The sequence below is a fragment of the Thermosediminibacter litoriperuensis genome (assembly GCF_008124715.1).
Taxonomy (GTDB): domain Bacteria; phylum Bacillota; class Thermosediminibacteria; order Thermosediminibacterales; family Thermosediminibacteraceae; genus Thermosediminibacter; species Thermosediminibacter litoriperuensis.
The window spans coordinates 1-18,233 of sequence record NZ_VNHO01000034.1; the positions used below are offsets into that span (position 1 = coordinate 1).

Genomic DNA, 18,233 nt, shown 5'->3' on the forward strand with positions numbered 1-18,233 from the left:
GCTGTATGTAGTTAGATCTGTGCGAAGTTGAGTCGTTGTACCACGCTTGATTTCGCGGTAAATAGTACTGCGATGACGGCCGAGTTTTTTAGCGATTTGAGTTGGTGAGAAACCTTCTTTGAGCAGGGCACAAATTTTACCTCTTTCGTAGGGTGTAAGGTGTTTAAAAGTGGGTGGTGATGTGGTATACTCTTTAGTAAGAACCATAGCTGAACCCTCCATATGTGTTAGTTTTTTGTCAACCAACATCATATCGGGTTTCATGCTATGGTTCAACTTTTTTTACTGTCGCATTTAATTTTACAATTAACCATTATTTTTATGTTAAGAATTTTCTTTTGCCAAAAACTCTTCAACGGGTTCCCCGGTGATTATTATCGTTCCGGCCAGCTGATTCACCGGGTCGTAGTCCTTTAAAATACTTCTTATTTTCAAGCCGGTAGCTTCCTCAAAATACTTCTTTAATCTTATTTTAAACTCGTTTAAAAGAGCCAGGTCCATGAGCCTCGCCGTGAAGGCGTCCTTGTTGTCCAGGTGCTTCAAAACCGATATACGGCGGTTCAGGGCGATTATTATTATCTTATCGCCGATAATCTCTATTTTCTGCCAGTCAAGCCCCCTCCCGTACATTTCCTCGTTTACCTGGTTGTTTATTTTCATGACCTCCTGTTTAAAGTCACCGAGTTTTTTCAAAAAACTCCCTCCCCGCGGGATTTTTTTGTAACAAAGCCGGTGTGAAATGAATAATCTAAAATAAAGTCTGGTCTTTAAAGGAGGAAAAACCATGCAGCTCAACATTGAACTTTACGCCGGCAGGGCCATACACATCGCCGATTACCACGAAATTTCCCTCGCTGTCACTTCTAACGGGGAAATTATAGAGGACAGCGCTTCCCTGGATTATTTCGGCTTCTTCGGCGTCATCCTCGGCGGAAAAAGGGTGGCCGCCACCGGGCGCAGGATTCACTATTCTTTTAAAGACCTGGCAGGGATATTTGAAGCCGAACCTGCACAGCCGTTCAGGATACTTTTTTTAGACCCGGAAGACGAGATATTGCTTACGGTGGATACAAACATCTGGCTGGATCCCGGTCTCCTGGTTCAGGATCTGGTGCTCCAGGTATCATCGGAAAACAAGTCCCTGGAAATTCCGCTGAACAGGCCCAACGTAAAAATAGACTGGCCCGGGCGCGGGCGTTTTGTAATAGATGTGAGCGAATACATAAAAACGCTGTATGCCGAAAGAGCCCGTATCTCTTAACCCACCATTTTTATCCCACCACCCCGGTATATACGAGTATCAGCATGATCGCGCCTGCGACAATCCTGTAATACGCGAAAGATTTTAAGGAATGCCTTGAAAGGTATGCCAAGAATCTGTCCACCGCCATCAGGGCCACCAGGAATGAAACAATGAAGCCCACGCCCAGAGCCTGCCATTCCGCGGGAGTCACGGTGGAAAATCCCTTCATCAGTGAATAGGCGGTGGCGCCTAACATAGTGGGGATGGCCAGGAAAAAGGAGAACTCCGCAGCGGCTCTCACGGATAATCCTGCCGCCATACCACCCATTATCGTAGAAGCGGAGCGCGACATACCGGGAAACAGTGAAAGGCACTGGGCGATCCCGATGAGCAACGATTTTCCGGCATCTATGTCATCGACGTCGTCAATGCCGTAACGGCCGAAGACGTTTTCGGCTAATATCATGAGAAAACCGCCGGTTATGAGAGCAATGGCCACCGTAAAAGACGAAAACAGGTAGTTCTCAATATATTCATTAAACAGCACTCCAACTATGGCCGACGGAAAAAAAGCTATCAAAATATTGAGCCAGAACCGGAACCCCCTTTGGCCCGGTAAAAGCTGCCTTAGGGAGCTGACGATTCTCTTCCTGTAATAGAACACCACGGCGAGGATTGCGCCGAGCTGGATCACTATCTCGAACATGATGTGGAAGGGGGTACCCTTAAAACCTATCAGATCGCCGGCTATAATTAGATGGCCCGTTGAGGATACGGGCAGAAATTCGGTCAGACCTTCGACTATTCCCATGATGACTGCTTTCAGCAAAAGCGGCATCTTTACTCTCCTTTGCTTTCATTTTTTAGCATCGTCAGGACTTCATCGTCCTGCACCTGGGGGAATTCCCTGTAAAACTGCCCTACAGCATAAAAGGGCTCCCCGGAATAAATATACGCCACTTCGTCAACAAGATCTTGAAGCTCCCTCAGGGTATCGGGGGCTATAACCGGGGCGGCTACTATGATGCGGCCGGCGTTCAGGCTCCGGACGAACTCCACGGCGGCTTTGACCGTATAACCGGTGGCGATACCGTCGTCTACGATAATAGCCGTCTTGCCTTCAAGGTTTCCGTAAGCGTCGCTTCCCCGGTACTTTTCCAGCCTCCGCTTGATCTCCTCGATTTTGCGCTGCCTCTGCTTTTCGATGTAGCCCTCGCTCACCCTCAGTATTGTTACGGCATCCTCGTTCAGAATAATCCTACCGCCGGGAACCACCGCCCCTATCGCCAGCTCTTCATTGAACGGAGCTCCTATTTTGCGGGCGACAACGATATCCAGGGGTATGTTGAGATAATCGCAGACAACCCTGGCCACCACCACCCCACCCCTGGGTATAGCGAACACCACCGCATTCCCGGCGTTCTTATATTTTTCAAGAACCTGAGAGAGCCTTTTTCCCGCATCAATGCGGTCTTTAAACACGCGCATCACCTTACATAAAAAACTTGCACCGTAAAATAATATTATGTAATATATAGTTTAAAAATTCTAGGGGGTAGGATCTGTGGAAAGAACCTTCGCAATGATAAAACCTGACGGCGTAAAACGGGGTCTCGTCGGGGCTATTTTACAGCGTTACGAGCAGAAAGGACTTACTCTCGTAGCAGCCAAGCTCCTTACCGTTTCACGGCAGCTGGCCGAAGAACACTACCGGGAACACTCTTCCAAACCTTTTTACACGGAACTGATCGATTACATTACTTCCGGGCCGGTCTTTGCCATGGTCCTGGAAGGCGAAAACGCCGTACAGCTGGTCCGGCTCCTTAATGGTGCCACGAGAGTTGAAGAAGCCCTCCCCGGCACAATCAGGGGCGACTTTGCCACGTCTACAAGCCACAACCTGGTTCACGGCTCCGACAGCCCGGAAAGCGCCCGAAGGGAGATAAGCCTCTGGTTCCCGGAGCTCTGATTTCACTTCAATTTTTTCAACCTGGGATTCTCGATAATCCCCGGAATTCGACCGCGCTTTGCCACGGGCCTGCCGTCCACCACCTTGATATCCATTGTCATATCTATGGGAGACGCGCCCGATATATAACTCCCCACCCCGAAGGCGTCAGCTCCTGCTTCCGAAAGCTCCCTGATCCGGTCGGGGGTAAGTCCGCCGGAAACGAAAATCTTTACATAATTATAGCCCTTCTGGTCCAGCCTCTTCCTGACCTCATAGACCAGCTCTTTGGTCACGCCTCCCCTCTCGCTGGGGGTGTCGAGCCGCACCCCTTCCAGGGCTCTGCCGAGGGCTTCCGCCACCGCCAGGGATTCCTCGACTTCATCCTTAAAGGTATCTACTAGGATGATCCTCGGCGAATCCGGGGGCATTATCTCATCGTAAGCCCTGGCCACCGATATGGTGTCCCCGGCGATCAGCATAGCGGCGTGGGGTACCGTGCCCGAAGGCTGCCTGCCCAGCAACTTGGCGGCGAGTATGCAGCTCGCGTTACTGATCCCGCCTATTACGGCCGCCCTCTCCAAAACCGGTGCCACTGCGGGGTGCACGTGGCGAGCTCCGAAGCAGATCATAACCTTGTCTCCCGCCGCCTCCCTGCATTCCCTAGCCGCCGTGGCCCAGCCGCTGGACTGAGCCAGTATGCCGAGAAGCGCGGTCTCAAAAATGCCGAATTCTTCGTAAGGGCCTTTTATCCGCATGACCGTCTCCTTGGAGGAGAAACTTTCTCCCTCCGGCAAGGCGTAAATCTCCACGTCCTTGTCCTTCAACAGATTCAGGACCTCTTCCACCCCGCATATAATGCCCGATCTCCTCGGAAAAACTTCCGCCACCACTTCCTTGCGGGCGAGGCCCATGTGGTTTAAAATCTCCATAGTCTTGACGAAGTAGATGTCAGTAGTGGCCCCGGTTTTTATCTCCTCGTGGCTGGCCGAATAAAAAGGCCTCTGCGGTTCTAGGTTAAAATTTTTTACATCCTCAAGAGTCCTGATTTCCTTCATAAACTAACCTCCATAAAAATTATTAATTCATGGACCTAGTTTATACAATCTCCGGTACCAGGCGTGAGCCCTTTTGACCTTATACACGAAAGTTCTGGTTTCACCGAAGGGGATCGAATCTAAGTCCCTTTTTCTACCGAATACTCCGCTTTTTATCCACTCCCTGACATTGCCCGTCCCTCCATTGTACGCAGCCAGTGCCATAGTCGTATCCCCGTCGAATTCCTTCAGAAGCACCGACAGATACCAGGTACCTATACGGATATTCATCTCCGGATTGTATACATCTCCGTTAAAATTCCGGATTCCCATTTGGTCTGCAGCCCACCTGGCAGTTTCGGGCATGAGCTGCATCAGTCCTATAGCGCCCTTAGGAGAAACAGCCGTAGGGGAAAAGTTACTTTCTACTTTTATCACGGCAGCCACCAGATAAGGATCTACGTTATATTCGGCGGCATACCTGACGATATAATCCTCGTATCTCAGGGGGTAAAGATATTTTAATAGCCAGAGGATGTTGTTATAAAGCGCCAGCAAACCCAGTAATATTAAGATATAAATTGCTGCGTTTCGTGTTGTGAATCTTCCCACGTCTTTTCAATTTCCCTCCATATCCTGTTTACTTGTTTTTTAGTATTTTCTATATCGCCGCTGTTGTCTATGACCCTGGTGGCAAACTTGAGTTTTTCTTCCAGCGGCATCTGTGCCCTTATCCTTTTCAGGGCCTCGGTATAGCTGATAGATCGTTCCCTCTCCATAAGTCTTTTAACCTGGGTTTTTTCGTCGACCGACACAAGCCATACCTCGTCCACCAGCACATCGAGGCCTATTTCAAGAAGAAGCGCCGCGTCTATCACCACGACTTTCTCGTGTCTTTCTTTGCACGCTTCAAGCTCTTTTTTAATCTCCTCGACAATCCTGGGATGGGTTATCCTGTTCAGCACGGCCAGTTTTTTCTCATCGGAGAAAACGATTCTCGCCAGTTTTTTGCGCCTTATGCTGCCGTCTTCATTCAAAATATCGCTGCCGAAATACTCCACTATTTCCTTCCACGCCGGTTTACCCGGCTTTACAATTTCCCTGGCTATCTCGTCGGCATCTATAATATAAGCCCCTTTTTGTCTTAAAATCGCGGACACAGTGCTCTTGCCGCTGGCGATGCCACCGGTAAGGCCTATGACCTTCAATGATCTCTCCTCCTCAGCTTATTTCTTCCCAGGTATAGCCCTCCTTAAAATCGACCACCAGCGGAACCCTCAGCGGAATAGCGTTTTCCATATCCGCTTTAACGATATTTTTCACGACTTCGAGCTCCGTCCTTGGAACGTCGAAGATCAGCTCGTCGTGAACCTGGATCAGCATTTTTGCCTTGAGTCCATACTCCCGGAAATGGTTGTAGATTTTTACCATGGCAACCTTTATTATATCGGCAGCACTGCCCTGAATGGGGGTGTTCATCGCCACCCTTTCGGCAAAAGACCTGAGGTTGTAGTTCCTGCTGTTAATGTCCGGGATGTAGCGCCTGCGGTTGAGGATGGTGGTTACATACCCGCTCATCCTGGCATTCCTGATGGCCTCCCGGATGTAGTCCCTTACCTTCGGATACCTGCTTAAGTAATTTTCGATATACTCTCTGGCCTCGCCGGTGGATATACCCAGGTTCTGGGCCAGGCCGTAATCGCTTATACCATAGATTATACCAAAATTTACAGCTTTTGCTCTATCCCTTAAAAGAGGGGTAACCTGTTCTGGAGGAACCCCGAAGACCTCGCTGGCAGTCCTTGTATGGATATCCTCCCCTTTTATGAAAGCATCGATAAGCCCCTCATCTCCTGATAAATGGGCTAGGATCCTCAGCTCTATCTGAGAATAGTCCCCGGACAGCAAGACATGCTCGGGATTTTCCGCCACAAACACTCCCCTTATCTTCCTGCCTATATCGGTCTTGACGGGTATGTTCTGCAGGTTCGGCTCGGTGCTGCTTATACGGCCGGTGGCGGTTATGGTCTGGTTGAAGCTGCTGTGAATTCGATAAGTACTTTTGTCTATAAGGGCCAGCAGCCCGTCGGCATAAGTAGATTTCATTTTCATCAAGAACCGGTATTCCAGAATTTTCTCCACCACCGGATGGGCGTTTTTCAGTTTTTCCAGGACCTCGGCGTCTGTGGAATAACCGCTCTTTATCTTCTTTATGACCGGCAGGTTTAACTTTTCAAAAAGCACTTCACCCAGCTGCTTCGGCGAGTTTATGTTAAACTCCACCCCCGCCAGGCGGTAAATTTCCTTCGTAAGTTCCTCCAGCTTTTCCCCAAACTCCCTGGATAGAGACTCGAGCTTTTCGGGATCCACTCTGATCCCCGTCATCTCCATATCCGACAGCACGAAGCTCAGCGGCATCTCAACCCTGTAAAAAAGCTCTTCCATGACACAGCTTTTAAGTTTTTCGCTCATTATCTCCTTCAGAGGTATGAGATGCTCCGCCCTCCTGCCGGCGTCTTCGGTGCCTTTTAGTTCTACGCCCAGGTGCTCGAAGGCCACGCTTTCCAGGTCATACCTGGGCTTTGAAGGGTCCAGCAGGTAAGCCGCCAGCATGGTGTCGAAAGTGTAAACAAAATCCATCCCCATTTTAGCCAGTACTGTCCTCGCGTACTTTCCATCATGGATGATCTTGGCAATCCCCGGGTCGGCCAGTAAGGTTTGTAGATCGGATTTCAGCTCCGGGCACTTGGCCAGTGCATCTGCCGGTACGTAAAAACCTTCCCCGCGGGAAGGTGAAAAGCCTATACCTATAAGGCGGGCCTCCATGGGATTTCTGCCATCGGTTTTCAGCTCCACGGCCAGAACTCCCCCAGCCCTCACCCTTTCCATCATCTGGCCGAAATCGCCGTACTCGATTATGGTGCACGACGGTTCCTCATGCCGGGCTTCTTCTTCCTGTGGACGGGGCAGTTTATTTATCAGGCTGTAAAACTCCAGCTCTCTGAAGATTTTCAACAGTTCTCCGTAATCGGGTTCGGTGAAGACAAGCTCTTCCAGGTCAACATCCAGCGCCATATCTCTGACGATGGTCGCCAGGCGCTTGCAGGTTCGAGCCTGTTCTCCGTATGTTAATATACTTTCCCTTAACTTGCCCTTGAGCGTCCCGGCATTTTCCAGGATGTTTTCCAGGGAGCCGTATTCCCGTAAAAGCTTCAGGGCCGTTTTCTCTCCTATCCCCGGAATGCCGGGCAGATTGTCGGCAGAGTCACCCATGAGCCCCTTCATATCAGGGATGGCCTGCGGCGGTATACCGAACCGGTGCGCCATCTTATCAGGATCGTAAATCTCCATTTCCGATATACCCTTCCTGGTAAGCATTACGTGGACCATGGGAGAAACCAGCTGAAGGGTATCCTTGTCACCGGTTACGATGAGCGTAAAGACCCCTTCTTTTTCGGCTTTTTTCGAGAGGCTCCCGAGTATGTCATCGGCCTCGTAGCCGCCTATTTCGACATAACGGATGTTCATGGCTTTTAGTATTTGCTTTAAAATGTCGAACTGGCCCACCAGCTCTTCAGGGGTCTTGACCCTGTTGGCCTTATACTCAGTATATTCCTGGTGCCTGAATGTAGGGGACTTTTTATCAAAAGCCACCGCTATGTAATCGGGCTGCTGTTCCTTCAGAATCCGCATCAGCATGTTAATGAAGCCATAGACCGCGTTGGTATGCACTCCTTTGGATGTCATCAACGGCGGCAAGGCATGAAAGGCTCTGTGCATCAGGCTGTTTCCATCAATCAACATAATTTTCTTCATCAGCGTTCACTCCTGTATACTTATTATTCACCAAAATCTCTTAAAAACCTTCTGTGGATGGAAAAAATATTTGTGTGGAGCACGACATTATTCGACTTATTTTTTAATACTTATATTCTCTTTACTTTAGTTACTAAAAATTGCAACATATAGTAAGGGAAATTGTTGGGAGTTGATGGATTTGGAAAACGGAGAAATTTTCAAGGATATAGGCAAGCGAATAAGGCAGATAAGGTTACAGCGGGATTTGACACAGGAAGAATTGGGCGAGAGGGCAAACCTCCACTATAGCTACATCGGGCAGGTGGAAAGAGGCGACAAAATACCCTCCCTTAAGACCCTGTCAAAGATAGCGAAAGCCCTGAACGTAAGTCTGGACTATGTTCTAGAGGATGTAAAGACTTACGAAGCCCGGCCGGACACCGAAGCTGCCATAAATGAGCTGGTTACAATGATTAAAACCAGGCCTGCGCACCAGATAAAAATGCTCGTATCGGTGTGCAGGACCATTATAGAGGAACTGGACTCCTGGGAAAGATCGATTTGATTATATAAAAAGCCCCTGCAGGGCTTTTTATATGAAGATTTTTTCGGTGGGCAGGTACTTCCTCACCAACCCGAAGACATATTCAAGTATCTCTTCTTTTAATTCTTCCGGGTAGCTATAGATTCCATTCCTCTCTTCATAGGGATAAAAGATTATTTCAGAAGCTGAAGCGATTTTCCTCATCCTCTTCAAGTAATCCCGGGATATTCTGAACACGCCGATACTGGCGTCGTATATTTTTTCAGGCTGAATGGTAGCAAACGTCTGGTTTATGAGATAATCGTAAGCCCGCTGCCAGTTTTCAAAATACAAGACCGGATCGAAACACAACCTCACCTTCCAACCGTCGTCGGCAGCTTTTTTTATGCTTTTCAACCTAAGTTCCAGGGAAGGTGTTTTTTGCTCGTATTTCTCGATTACCTCGGAGGGCGAAAGCGTCCAGGCTAAAATGATATTACCGGCCGGTGGTAGTTGCCTTATGGCTGAATAATTTGCGCTCTTTGTCCGGATTTCAATTATTAAATCTCTTTTGTCGCTCGCGTGCACAATCCATCTGGAAGTAAAGGGCACTATCCTCTCCATAGCCAGAAGATCTGTATCATAGGAAAGGCAGAGGTAAACCGGCTGTTGTTTCAAGAGGTTTTCTACTTCTTTAAAATAATCCTCTATGTTCACAAATACCACTATGTTGGCGGAAGGGTACATCCCGCGAAGGTAGCAGTACTCGCAGCCGTAAATACAATTTAAAATTGGAGAGGTGTAGTAAAAATTTTTATTCCCGAAATCCTGGCAGACTTCCGGGCCGGAATAAATTATCTCACCTTTTTTTCTGGCCAGGATAAGCTTCCTGCTCATTTCCTGCACGATGAAATTTTGCCTAGGCCGGCAGAATACATCCTTATAGTGCTTTATGCCGATTTTCACCGCACCGGGAAACTTGCCTATAATTTCCCGGGTGACCGGGTGATCCATCACCCCTTCCTCCACGTAGATGTGGGAAAAGCTTTTAATGACTGAGTATTTCTTTAATCCTTTCAAAGTAAATCTTCCCCTCGTTTTTGGAGCTTACTTTAACATTCAAAAATTCCTTCAGTGCTTCCGGCTCCCTTTTGTGCCTCGCCATATAACTCCTTACCATAAACTTCAGTTGATAGGTCATGGTAACCGAGAGTTTCAGGCCGCGGCTTATCTCGCGAACTATTTCCGGTTCTTCCTCATCGAAAAACTCCGGGCACCACTCGTCCAGAACATTATAGCAGGTCATCAGATTCTCTATTAAAGGAATGTTCCCCCGGATATACTCCCAAACCCTGACAGGGTCCACTCTTTCCCCGTCCAGATAATCATAAACCACCTTCACACAGTGTATTTTATGTGGCGGAAGAAAGAAAGACGCCGCTTCGAAAAAACCGGCCCCCTCCATATCAACCACATCGCCTTCTATGCGGGATTCAGAATATTCACCCTTATCTACCGGGGACGAAAAGGTCTCAAGTACCCCTTCCTTCATTGCGTGCTTCACGATAATGTCGGGATAAAAAGCCCTTTTCGTATCGTGATTTATTATCTTGTGGCACAGAATCGCATCTCCTTTTTTTAAGCTCTTCTCTTTCGCACCGCAGACGCCGACGTTTAAGGCTACATCCCTTGTCCCTGCTCCGAATTCCGTGAGCAGGAAAGAAGTGGCGGCAGCGGAAGCCACAATACTCATACCGCTTTCTACAAGGACGATGTTATCCCCGACGAAGACCTGGAACCTGCAGGGTCGAGTTATCTTTTTTAATCCGAAATGCTCTATTATTGGCTTTGCTTCGGTGTGAAACGCGGTTACTATGTAAAACACAGTCCATCACCCTTTTGGTCGCTTCCAATTTAATCGTCCTTTTTACCAAATTCTATCCCACATATATTAATAATGCAAAAAGGAGGCTTAGTAAAGCCCCCTTTTTTCTCATCGGGCAGCCTCGGAAGAGGCGTTTTCCAGAGCCTCAATTAACCTGGCTGCCGGTAAGTTCAACCAGCACCAGCGAGTTATCAAAAGGCAATACGGAATAGATATCCCTTACCTTGAGGGGCCCCTTTGCAATACTGGCTCAATACTTTGACCGACTGGCAAAAATACAACTTCCTGAAAATTAATATTCGATATTTTTTTGAATAATCCTGTAATTGATAGTATTTTTTGTTAAACTCTCCTTATGGATCGTAAACTAAAACGCCTTAACGATAATCTGCACTAATAAAAACAAACCCACCTACCGGCATCTTTTCGCCAGCGGTGGGTTGTTAGGCTTAAAAATTCCAAAATTTTTAACGATGTCCTCATTGATTCGATACGCCCCAAAATCTTACAGTCGTCTCACCCTATTACTTGTTTTCGGAAAATGCCGCCGAATATGAAGCTAAAATAGAATTCCCGAAAGCAAAATAAGCTATTCTAATCGCCTCGGCAATTTCGTCATCTTTAACTCCCATGTTCTTTAACTGTTTTGATATGTTCGTCACGCCCTGAAAGGCTCCATGGGCAGCATCGAGAGCCAGGGCAATCAAGAGTTTTGTCTTTTGGTCAAGCGCTCCGGGCCCCATGGCAGAAGAAAATACACCCTCTATGGCTTTTGCAAAATCAGGATCGTTTTTTTCCACCGATGCCAGAAAAGGTGGTAGCGGCATTCAAACCCCTCCCGACTGAGAATAGTTTGTTTTTAATATTTTTATTTATTATACCATAACTCCTTTTACACTTAAAATTAATTGAGAGCTAACAGCTTATCTTGGGACGGCAACCGGGTACCTACCAGTTATAGCTACCCATAAAACAGAAAACTATACCGAAGCTTTATATTTAATGCTGCAACTTGCTTTAAGGGACATTATAGGGTCTGCAAAAATCGATGAGTTACTTGAAAAAAGAAATGCTTTAAGTGAAAATTTAAGGGAGTATTAAGGTGTACCTTTATATTTTGCATATCCGAATTCAGCTAACGTTCATGGATTGCCGACACCATAGAGCCATAGGCCGTGCCCTAGATAGCTATTATCTTGGCACGGCCCAGTTAGGCAACCCGCCAGTTACCTTTTAAACATTTCGGGAAACTGCTTGACAATGCCATCCGTTAGAGCATCTGCCATCATTAAAGCCTGTTTCTCGATCTCGTACTTCCAAGCATTTTATTTTGTTGTGATTGTGGTCAAAATCTGTGTAAAAAATAAAATACAGGGTTCTCCAACCCTGTAACCCTTGTCATTATTGGTGCCGAAGGCGGGAGTCGAACCCGCACGGGGTGTGAGCCCCACTGGATTTTGAGTCCAGCGCGTCTGCCAATTCCACCACTTCGGCACAGTTGCACTTTTATATTACCATATACCCAGCCATAATTCAAGAGCCTTTCAACCCAAAAAAAGATGCCGGCGACTCAGCCCCGCATCCTCTGGAGTATTTCAAGTATTTCTATAAAATAATTGTTCTCCCGGATCATGTGATCGATTAACCTGGGCCATACATTCATCTGCCTGCCCGGAATGGTACACCTCACGAGATCCGTGAAAAGCCTTTGCAGAAAAACTGCCCATTGCTTCATTATGGCAATGCTAATGGGTATAAACGGTTTCGGTGACCTGGAAGCTCTGAAAGCTCTTCCTACTTCATTGTAAAGTCTCCTTATTCGCCTTTCCCACCGGAGGGTCTCTCTCATATACGGTTCCTGTCCCGGCCTGAAGTATAAAGCCAGTACTCCAGCATGCTCAAAGCTAATCTGTAGCCAGAAAAACAGTTCATCGAAAGCAATTTCTCTGAATTCCCCCTGCAACCGGGGTATCAGAACCTGCGGCGCTGTCGAAGCCGTACCTTCGCCGGGTATGTTCAGTTCCCGCCTGGATGGTCTCGGCCCACCTTTCACCCTGGCCAGTATACCGAAGAAAAACAGCGCTTCCCGCCTTATATGATCAACAAGCTCGGCGGGCAAAATTGAAAGAATTCTGCAGTCCCGTATTCCAGCCGCTACCCTGCCTTTAAAGTCTATGAAGTCCAGTACCAGGTTCTGCAGGGGAAGGAGCATACCGGCACCGTCGTGCTCCAGTTCTAACTGGCCGGTCAGAAAGTTAAACCGCCTGAAAAATTCGTCGGATTCATTGAACAGAAATTCTTCGGTGGGATCGAACCCGTTTCTCATAAACCTGGCGTGATCTTTCATTATCTCGACCCAGAAATCGATTTCTCTTCGCAGAGACAAATCATGCTGAATATCCACGCTAACACCTCCGCCGTTTGTTCTTGCAATAGTATTCTATGCTCGACTTTACGCTCATGTTCTTAAAGAGAATCTCTCCGGTGTGTGATATTAATCACAGAATTCACCGTTTCAAAACGGTATTATTGAAAATGAACGATAAAAACAAGGAGGGATTTTATGTTCTGCTATCAGTGCGAGCAGACTCCTAAAGGCGGATGTACCAGGATCGGAGTTTGCGGCAAAAACGAGGATATTTCCAGCCTCCAGGATATAATCATCCTGGGACTCAAGGGAATATCGGCATACGCAGTCCACGCCAGGGAGCTTGGCTTTACCGACCCCGAAGTAGACGCCACCGTGCAGGAAGCCCTGTACATGACACTGACCAACGTCAACTTCAACCTGCAGGAACATATAGATATGGCAATGAAGGTAGGAAAGGCCACCATCAAGGTGATGGAGCTCCTTGATAAAGCCCATACGTCCAAATTCGGCACACCGGAACCTGTAACTGTTTCTCAGGACAAAATCGAAGGTCACTGCATACTCGTAACGGGCCACAACCTCCATGCCCTTGAAGAACTGCTGAAGCAGTCCGAAGGAAAGGGCGTCAACGTCTATACCCACTCGGAAATGCTGCCGGCTCACGGCTATCCCGAGCTTAGAAAATACAAGCACCTCAAGGGGAATATAGGCAAGTCCTGGACCGATCAGAGGAAACTTTTCGAGGAATTCCCCGGTGCCATTCTTGGAACCACCAACTGCATCATGCACATTAAAGGCAGTTATTCCGATCGCTTCTTCAGCTACGGCGTTGCCGGCCTGGAAGGCGTTCAGAAAATAAAAAACGATGACTTTACACCCGTCATCGAAAAGGCCCTTTCGCTGCCGCCGGCCAACGTAGATGCTGACAAAAAGGTCATAACCGGTTTCCACCACGTTACAGTGCTAAAAATTGCCCCCGAGGTCATTGAAGCAGTTAAAGCCGGGAAGATCAGGAGATTCTTCGTGATAGCCGGCTGCGATACGCCCGGAAGCGGCAACGACTACTACAGGCAGCTGGCCCTGTCGCTGCCCCAGGACTGCGTGATCCTGACCACATCCTGCGGCAAGTTCCGTTTCAACGATGTGGATTACGGCACGGTACCCGGGACGAATATACCGCGCTATATAGACCTCGGACAGTGCAATAACTCCATCTCGGCGGTTAAGATAGCCGCAGCCCTGGCGCAAGCTTTCAACTGCTCGGTGAACGACCTACCGCTTACAATAGTGCTTTCCTGGTTCGAGCAGAAAGCCGTAGCCATACTGCTGGGTCTTTTGAGCCTCGGCGTCAAAAATATCTACGTCGGCCCCAAGGCTCCGGAATTCTTCACACCCGGGGTAGTAAAGGTGCTGCAGGACAACTTCAACCTAAAACTCATAAGCGACGTAAACAAAGACCTGGCAGAAATGCTTGGATAAAATTTAAACGGCATCTCCAGACGGAGATGCCTTATTTTTTGACCAATGGTGGGATCCCTAAATAGACAAGTGTCCAATATTGCCCTTTTTTCATAACATAATATAAGGTTTCACAATATAATGAGGCAGAGTGAGGCAAAAAACATATTATTTATCCAGGAGGAGTGTTATATGGGTTACTACATTTCGGTCGAACAAAATGTAAATGTTTTCGTTGAGGATTTGGATCCTGGACATGGAAAACCAATCTTATTTATACATGGATGGCCGCTCAATCATAAACAGTTTGAATATCAGTTCAACCAACTTCCAAAAATGGGCTACCGTTGCATTGGGATAGATTTGCGCGGATTCGGGAAGTCGGATCGCCCGTGGAAAGGATATTCGTACAACCGATTGGCAGATGACATCCGGATCGTAATTGATACTCTACAGTTAGAGGATATCACCCTTGCTGGACACTCCATGGGAGGCGCAATTGCCATCCGGTACATGGCCCGGCATGCAGGGTATAAAGTATCAAAACTGGTCCTTATTGGTGCCGCGGCCTTCACCAGACGTCCAATTGGACTAACAAAAGAGGAAGTTAAGCGGTGGGAACGGACATGGAATGATTTAATCGAAGCTACCTATACCGATCGCCCCAAAATGCTTGATGGTGTTGGGGACGTATTTTTTGAACGTTATGTAACAGAGAGTTTCAAAGACTGGTTCCACGGACTAGGAATAGAAGCGTCTGGCCATGCAACAGCTATGTGTGCCGTTTCCCTTCGAGATGAAGATTTAGGGCAAGATTTGTCTAAAATCTATGTTCCTACTGGAATTTTCCATGGTATACACGACAAAGTCTGCCCATTTAAGTTTGCCGAATTGATGCATGCCCAAATAAAGGGATCGGAACTCATCCCCTTTATGTATAGTGGTCATGGATTGTTCTACGAAGAGCGGGAGAAATTTAATCGTGAGCTAATACGCTTCATTGAATAACTTTGAATCATCCTTTTCGACCACAACATTTCAGGCCACCACAATGTATCAAATTTTATACGGCGTAGACTTTTCGCAACAATGTGACCAGGATGTCAACAAACTGCCGGCCTCTGTGCATGAAGTCCCGGAGGCTTCTACCCGTCTCCCTGTGCCTCATGTTCACGTCCACTTCGAGAACCCGGAAGCCCTTCCGGAGCACATCTATTAAAAAGCCGACTTCAGCTCCAAATCCCCCGGGTATCTCCTTTACACTCTCCAACACCTCCCGCCTTATCGCCCGCTGCCCCGACAGTGATGCCGATATTCTGTGCCCTGTCAGCAGGTAAACCCCCCAACCCGCCAGTGCCTTTACAAAACCAAAACCGCCCTTCTTTAGCGGCCGCGGGAACCTGGCTATGGTCATATCGGCATCACCCAGCACAACCGGCTCTATCATCTTCTCGAGATCACCGGTCTCGAAGCGGAGGTCGGCATCGAGAAAAACAACGATTTCGCCTTTGGCGGCTTCAGATCCCGTCATAAGGGCTTTTCCCTTCCCCAGATTCGTATTATGTCTTATGACCACGGCACCCGCGCCTGCCGCCCTCCTGGCAGTACTGTCGGACGAACCGTCATCCACCACTATTACTTCCTGCAGATTATGAAGTTCCATAACCTTTTTTACGACCGATGCAATGTTATCTTCTTCATTAAAGGCGGGAATCACTACGCTTACTTTCATCCCCATCCCTCTGTATGTAAATTAATTTTAAAGGTTAAACTAAAACCGAATGCTGGAGGTGAAATTGTTGAAAAAGAGCATTGCTATCGTCGCTTTTATGATTATATTTTTTATGTTTTTTTATTCACCATCACCGGCATATCAGTCCCCGTCACCCAAACCACCTGATAAACCCCAGGGTGATGTTTCAATTGTAATATACGCCCTGGAGAGAAAGCTGGTCGTAATGGCGGACGGCAAACCCTTCAAAACCTTTCCGGTTGCTGTGGGCACTTTCGATACGCCGACTCCGATCGGCCTTTTCAGAATAACCGAAAAATCGAAATGGGGAGAGGGGTTTGGTACCCGCTGGATGAGGCTAAGCGTCCCCTGGGGAATTTACGGCATCCACGGCACGAACAAACCCTATTCCATAGGCAGTTTCGCCTCACACGGGTGTATCCGGATGCATAACAGGCACGTCGAACAGCTTTACGATTGGGTAAAGGTGGGCACAAAGGTTTATATAGTCGGCGGCGTGGACGGCCCGTTCACCTTCGGCTTCAGGACCCTCGTCCAGGGCAGCAGGGGGTCAGATGTGATGGAAGTGCAAAAAAGGCTGGCAAACCACGGATTTTACAATGGCAACTTTGACGGAATTTACGGGGCCGGAACCCGCGAAGCCGTGAAAGCCTTTCAGAAGGCTAGCGGCCTTAAGGCCACCGGCATAGTAGATGAAGCCACCTACAGGGCTTTAGGCATATACAGGTTCGAATAAAAAAGTCCGCTTTCGCGACTTTAAAATTTCTGATCCTGCAGCAGGTCAAAAATAGCCGGTATACCTCCGGTATGGAAGAACACAACGGTAGATCCGGGATTAAAATATCCCTGCCGGGCCAGGTCTATTAAGCCTCCCATGGCTTTTCCGCTGTACACCGGGTCCAGTATGATTCCTTCGCAGGCGGCAACAAGTTCAATAGCAGAATTTCCGGCCCTGCTAGGTTTTCCGTAACCGGCTTCTCCGATGTATTCATCGATAACTATCACGTCTTCAGGTTTAATGTCCAGCGATTTTGCTATCAGCGAGGCGCATCCCGCCGCGATTCGAGCTATTTCCTGCTGAAAAACCGACTTTTCGGCGTCAACGCTTATGCCGACCACCCTGGTCGACTTGTTAAACAGCCTAACCCCCACTTCGAGGCCCGCCGAGGTGCCTCCCGACCCCACCGCATTTACTATGTAATCCACATTCAGACCCATCTCACCGGCCTGTTGGAAAAGTTCTTCCGCAGCGGCCACATAGCCGACGGCCCCCAATGGGGTGGATCCTCCAACGGGTATGAAATAGGGGTTCCTGCCCTTTGCCTGCAGATCGGCCATCATTTCTTCCATGAAATCGTAAACCTCCCTGTACTCCTCTGCATCTACGAAATGAACCCGTACTCCCAGCAGTTTTTCAAGCAGCAGGTTACCCTGAAGCCGGGCCGGCTCCTTGCCCTTCAGCACCAGCACGGGTTCGAGGCCCAGTTTATTGGCCGCTGCACAGGTCAACATAGCGTGATTTGACTGCAGACTGCCAGTGGTCAGCACCACGTCGGCCCCTTTTTTGACGGCATCGGCCATTAAAAACTCCAGTTTCCTTACCTTGTTGCCTCCAGTTACAAGGCCGGTTTTGTCGTCCCTTTTGATATAAAGCTTTATCCCCAGCTTTTCGGATAGCCTCGGTGCATATTCCAGAGGAGTGGCATGCTCGGTAAAGCAAAACCGCGGCAAACCATAGTATAAGGAAGTTTCCATCGGCATCACCTCATAATCATTAATGTAAAAGGTATATATATATAAACGTTCTGCTTAGGATATCATTTTCCTCTCCCGATCCAATAAAAAACCGGCTTTTTAAGCCGGTTTCAGCTTGTAGACAAAGCCGCTTTTAGGTTATGCATCCTAAAAGCGGCTTTTTGTTGAAGGCGAAGAAAATTTTTAAGAAAAACGAATGTAAAGCGGGGACTGTTGGCGGAAACGTTCCCCGTCTTTTCTTCCATAAAGCCAGCTTTTTTAAATTCATGCATGCGAAAAGAAGCGTGAGGTAATGTCCGACTTTCCTCAAGCCTCGTAGATTTGTATAGCGCATGCCATGCTTTTCCTTCGCATCGGCAAATACCCGCTCGATGGTCTGGCCGCGCATTTTGTATAGTTCTTTACCCCATTGGGTGTGTCTTATATCTTCCGCTTTTTCCACGTAATGCTCCCATATATGCC

General features: G+C 48.0%; 22 protein-coding genes and 1 tRNA gene. 6 read left to right on the top strand and 17 right to left on the bottom strand.

The genetic code is table 11. The features are described 5' to 3' along the window. Both LZ11_RS10805 and LZ11_RS10810 read right to left on the bottom strand, forming a co-directional pair. Positions 1-207, bottom strand: a 207-nt coding sequence (locus tag LZ11_RS10805; protein ID WP_148867890.1) for a helix-turn-helix domain-containing protein, incomplete at its 3' end; no start/stop codon positions are given. 117 nt (positions 208-324) lie between these two features. After that, positions 325-693: a Na-translocating system protein MpsC family protein gene (locus LZ11_RS10810; RefSeq protein WP_148867891.1), complete on the bottom strand. Its 369-nt coding sequence runs from the start codon at positions 691-693 to the stop codon at positions 325-327. Between the two features lie 91 nt (positions 694-784). Here LZ11_RS10810 and LZ11_RS10815 point away from each other — a divergent pair, with 91 nt between their 5' ends. Beyond that, positions 785-1,261: a hypothetical protein gene (locus LZ11_RS10815; protein ID WP_148867892.1), complete on the top strand. Its 477-nt coding sequence runs from the start codon at positions 785-787 to the stop codon at positions 1,259-1,261. Between the two features lie 10 nt (positions 1,262-1,271). Here LZ11_RS10815 and LZ11_RS10820 read toward each other — a convergent pair whose 3' ends face one another. After that, complete coding sequence (locus tag LZ11_RS10820) at positions 1,272-2,081, bottom strand: undecaprenyl-diphosphate phosphatase (RefSeq protein ID WP_148867893.1); 810 nt, start codon at positions 2,079-2,081, stop codon at positions 1,272-1,274. Between the two features lie 2 nt (positions 2,082-2,083). Next, entirely contained in the window at positions 2,084-2,725 is a 642-nt protein-coding gene (locus LZ11_RS10825) for a phosphoribosyltransferase (RefSeq protein ID WP_148867894.1), read from the bottom strand. An 82-nt stretch (positions 2,726-2,807) separates the two neighbouring features. On the opposite strand from LZ11_RS10825, the gene ndk reads away from it, so the two are divergent. Continuing rightward, on the top strand, positions 2,808-3,212 hold the full coding sequence (gene ndk / locus LZ11_RS10830; RefSeq protein ID WP_148867895.1) for a nucleoside-diphosphate kinase: 405 nt from the start codon (positions 2,808-2,810) through the stop codon (positions 3,210-3,212). A gap of 2 nt (positions 3,213-3,214) precedes the next feature. On the opposite strand, the gene LZ11_RS10835 is transcribed toward ndk, so the two are convergent. Genes LZ11_RS10835 through polA form a run of 4 tightly spaced genes read right to left on the bottom strand, consistent with a single transcriptional unit; the run spans position 3,215 to position 8,044 of the window. Beyond that, positions 3,215-4,249, bottom strand: a complete 1,035-nt coding sequence (locus tag LZ11_RS10835; protein WP_148867896.1) for a nicotinate phosphoribosyltransferase — start codon at positions 4,247-4,249, stop codon at positions 3,215-3,217. 27 nt (positions 4,250-4,276) lie between these two features. Then, positions 4,277-4,840: a lytic transglycosylase domain-containing protein gene (locus tag LZ11_RS10840; protein ID WP_246110805.1), complete on the bottom strand. Its 564-nt coding sequence runs from the start codon at positions 4,838-4,840 to the stop codon at positions 4,277-4,279. Continuing rightward, the gene (gene coaE, locus LZ11_RS10845; protein ID WP_148867897.1) at positions 4,798-5,436 is read right to left on the bottom strand and encodes a dephospho-CoA kinase; all 639 of its coding nucleotides are present in this window, start codon (positions 5,434-5,436) and stop codon (positions 4,798-4,800) included. Before coaE ends, LZ11_RS10840 begins: the two co-directional genes overlap by 43 nt. A 13-nt stretch (positions 5,437-5,449) precedes the next feature. Further along, a complete protein-coding gene (polA, locus tag LZ11_RS10850; RefSeq protein WP_148867898.1) occupies positions 5,450-8,044 on the bottom strand; it encodes a DNA polymerase I in 2,595 nt (864 codons plus the stop codon). Positions 8,045-8,225: 181 nt separating this feature from the next. Here polA and LZ11_RS10855 point away from each other — a divergent pair, with 181 nt between their 5' ends. Next, the gene (locus LZ11_RS10855; protein WP_222927252.1) at positions 8,226-8,591 is read left to right on the top strand and encodes a helix-turn-helix domain-containing protein; all 366 of its coding nucleotides are present in this window, start codon (positions 8,226-8,228) and stop codon (positions 8,589-8,591) included. Between the two features lie 27 nt (positions 8,592-8,618). Here LZ11_RS10855 and LZ11_RS10860 read toward each other — a convergent pair whose 3' ends face one another. From LZ11_RS10860 to LZ11_RS10885, 6 genes are all read right to left on the bottom strand, one after another. Beyond that, the gene (locus LZ11_RS10860; RefSeq protein WP_148867900.1) at positions 8,619-9,629 is read right to left on the bottom strand and encodes an SPL family radical SAM protein; all 1,011 of its coding nucleotides are present in this window, start codon (positions 9,627-9,629) and stop codon (positions 8,619-8,621) included. After that, complete coding sequence (locus tag LZ11_RS10865) at positions 9,598-10,434, bottom strand: 5'-methylthioadenosine/S-adenosylhomocysteine nucleosidase family protein (protein WP_148867901.1); 837 nt, start codon at positions 10,432-10,434, stop codon at positions 9,598-9,600. The genes LZ11_RS10860 and LZ11_RS10865 overlap by 32 nt, the downstream gene beginning before the upstream one ends. 145 nt (positions 10,435-10,579) lie before the next feature. Continuing rightward, positions 10,580-10,678 (bottom strand): 5'-nucleotidase C-terminal domain-containing protein, encoded by a 99-nt coding sequence (locus tag LZ11_RS13190; RefSeq protein ID WP_148867910.1) that lies wholly within the window; start codon positions 10,676-10,678, stop codon positions 10,580-10,582. 280 nt (positions 10,679-10,958) lie between these two features. Further along, positions 10,959-11,261, bottom strand: a complete 303-nt coding sequence (locus tag LZ11_RS10875) for a carboxymuconolactone decarboxylase family protein (protein ID WP_148867902.1) — start codon at positions 11,259-11,261, stop codon at positions 10,959-10,961. 578 nt (positions 11,262-11,839) lie between these two features. Then, positions 11,840-11,928: transfer RNA gene (locus tag LZ11_RS10880), tRNA-Leu, on the bottom strand. A gap of 76 nt (positions 11,929-12,004) precedes the next feature. Continuing rightward, positions 12,005-12,838: a DUF2935 domain-containing protein gene (locus LZ11_RS10885; protein ID WP_148867903.1), complete on the bottom strand. Its 834-nt coding sequence runs from the start codon at positions 12,836-12,838 to the stop codon at positions 12,005-12,007. 159 nt (positions 12,839-12,997) lie between these two features. Between LZ11_RS10885 and hcp the strand changes: the two genes are divergently transcribed. Both hcp and LZ11_RS10895 read left to right on the top strand, forming a co-directional pair. Then, the gene (gene hcp, locus LZ11_RS10890) at positions 12,998-14,284 is read left to right on the top strand and encodes a hydroxylamine reductase (RefSeq protein WP_148867904.1); all 1,287 of its coding nucleotides are present in this window, start codon (positions 12,998-13,000) and stop codon (positions 14,282-14,284) included. A 171-nt stretch (positions 14,285-14,455) separates the two neighbouring features. After that, positions 14,456-15,271, top strand: coding sequence for an alpha/beta fold hydrolase (locus LZ11_RS10895; RefSeq protein WP_148867905.1), 816 nt, complete (start codon positions 14,456-14,458; stop codon positions 15,269-15,271). A gap of 55 nt (positions 15,272-15,326) precedes the next feature. Here LZ11_RS10895 and LZ11_RS10900 read toward each other — a convergent pair whose 3' ends face one another. Next, complete coding sequence (locus LZ11_RS10900; RefSeq protein ID WP_170240367.1) at positions 15,327-16,001, bottom strand: glycosyltransferase; 675 nt, start codon at positions 15,999-16,001, stop codon at positions 15,327-15,329. Between the two features lie 52 nt (positions 16,002-16,053). Here LZ11_RS10900 and LZ11_RS10905 point away from each other — a divergent pair, with 52 nt between their 5' ends. Then, positions 16,054-16,752 carry a L,D-transpeptidase family protein gene (locus tag LZ11_RS10905; protein ID WP_246110807.1) on the top strand — a complete coding sequence of 233 codons (699 nt, stop codon included), beginning with the start codon at positions 16,054-16,056 and terminating at the stop codon, positions 16,750-16,752. A 20-nt stretch (positions 16,753-16,772) separates the two neighbouring features. Here LZ11_RS10905 and LZ11_RS10910 read toward each other — a convergent pair whose 3' ends face one another. After that, the gene (locus tag LZ11_RS10910; protein WP_148867908.1) at positions 16,773-17,771 is read right to left on the bottom strand and encodes a 1-aminocyclopropane-1-carboxylate deaminase/D-cysteine desulfhydrase; all 999 of its coding nucleotides are present in this window, start codon (positions 17,769-17,771) and stop codon (positions 16,773-16,775) included. Positions 17,772-17,904: 133 nt separating this feature from the next. Beyond that, positions 17,905-18,233, bottom strand: a 329-nt coding sequence (locus LZ11_RS10915; RefSeq protein WP_222927236.1) for a transposase, incomplete at its 5' end; no start/stop codon positions are given.

What these genes read in the sequence shown, in the direction of transcription:
- LZ11_RS10815 (WP_148867892.1), top strand. Translation starts at nt 785, where the DNA reads ATGCAGCTCAACATTGAACTTTACGCCGGCAGGGCCATACACATCGCC.
- LZ11_RS10820 (WP_148867893.1), bottom strand. Translation starts at nt 2,081, where the DNA reads ATGCCGCTTTTGCTGAAAGCAGTCATCATGGGAATAGTCGAAGGTCTG.
- LZ11_RS10835 (WP_148867896.1), bottom strand. Translation starts at nt 4,249, where the DNA reads ATGAAGGAAATCAGGACTCTTGAGGATGTAAAAAATTTTAACCTAGAA.
- polA (WP_148867898.1), bottom strand. Translation starts at nt 8,044, where the DNA reads ATGAAGAAAATTATGTTGATTGATGGAAACAGCCTGATGCACAGAGCC.
- LZ11_RS10875 (WP_148867902.1), bottom strand. Translation starts at nt 11,261, where the DNA reads ATGCCGCTACCACCTTTTCTGGCATCGGTGGAAAAAAACGATCCTGAT.
- hcp (WP_148867904.1), top strand. Translation starts at nt 12,998, where the DNA reads ATGTTCTGCTATCAGTGCGAGCAGACTCCTAAAGGCGGATGTACCAGG.
- LZ11_RS10895 (WP_148867905.1), top strand. Translation starts at nt 14,456, where the DNA reads ATGGGTTACTACATTTCGGTCGAACAAAATGTAAATGTTTTCGTTGAG.
- LZ11_RS10900 (WP_170240367.1), bottom strand. Translation starts at nt 16,001, where the DNA reads ATGGGGATGAAAGTAAGCGTAGTGATTCCCGCCTTTAATGAAGAAGAT.
- LZ11_RS10910 (WP_148867908.1), bottom strand. Translation starts at nt 17,771, where the DNA reads ATGGAAACTTCCTTATACTATGGTTTGCCGCGGTTTTGCTTTACCGAG.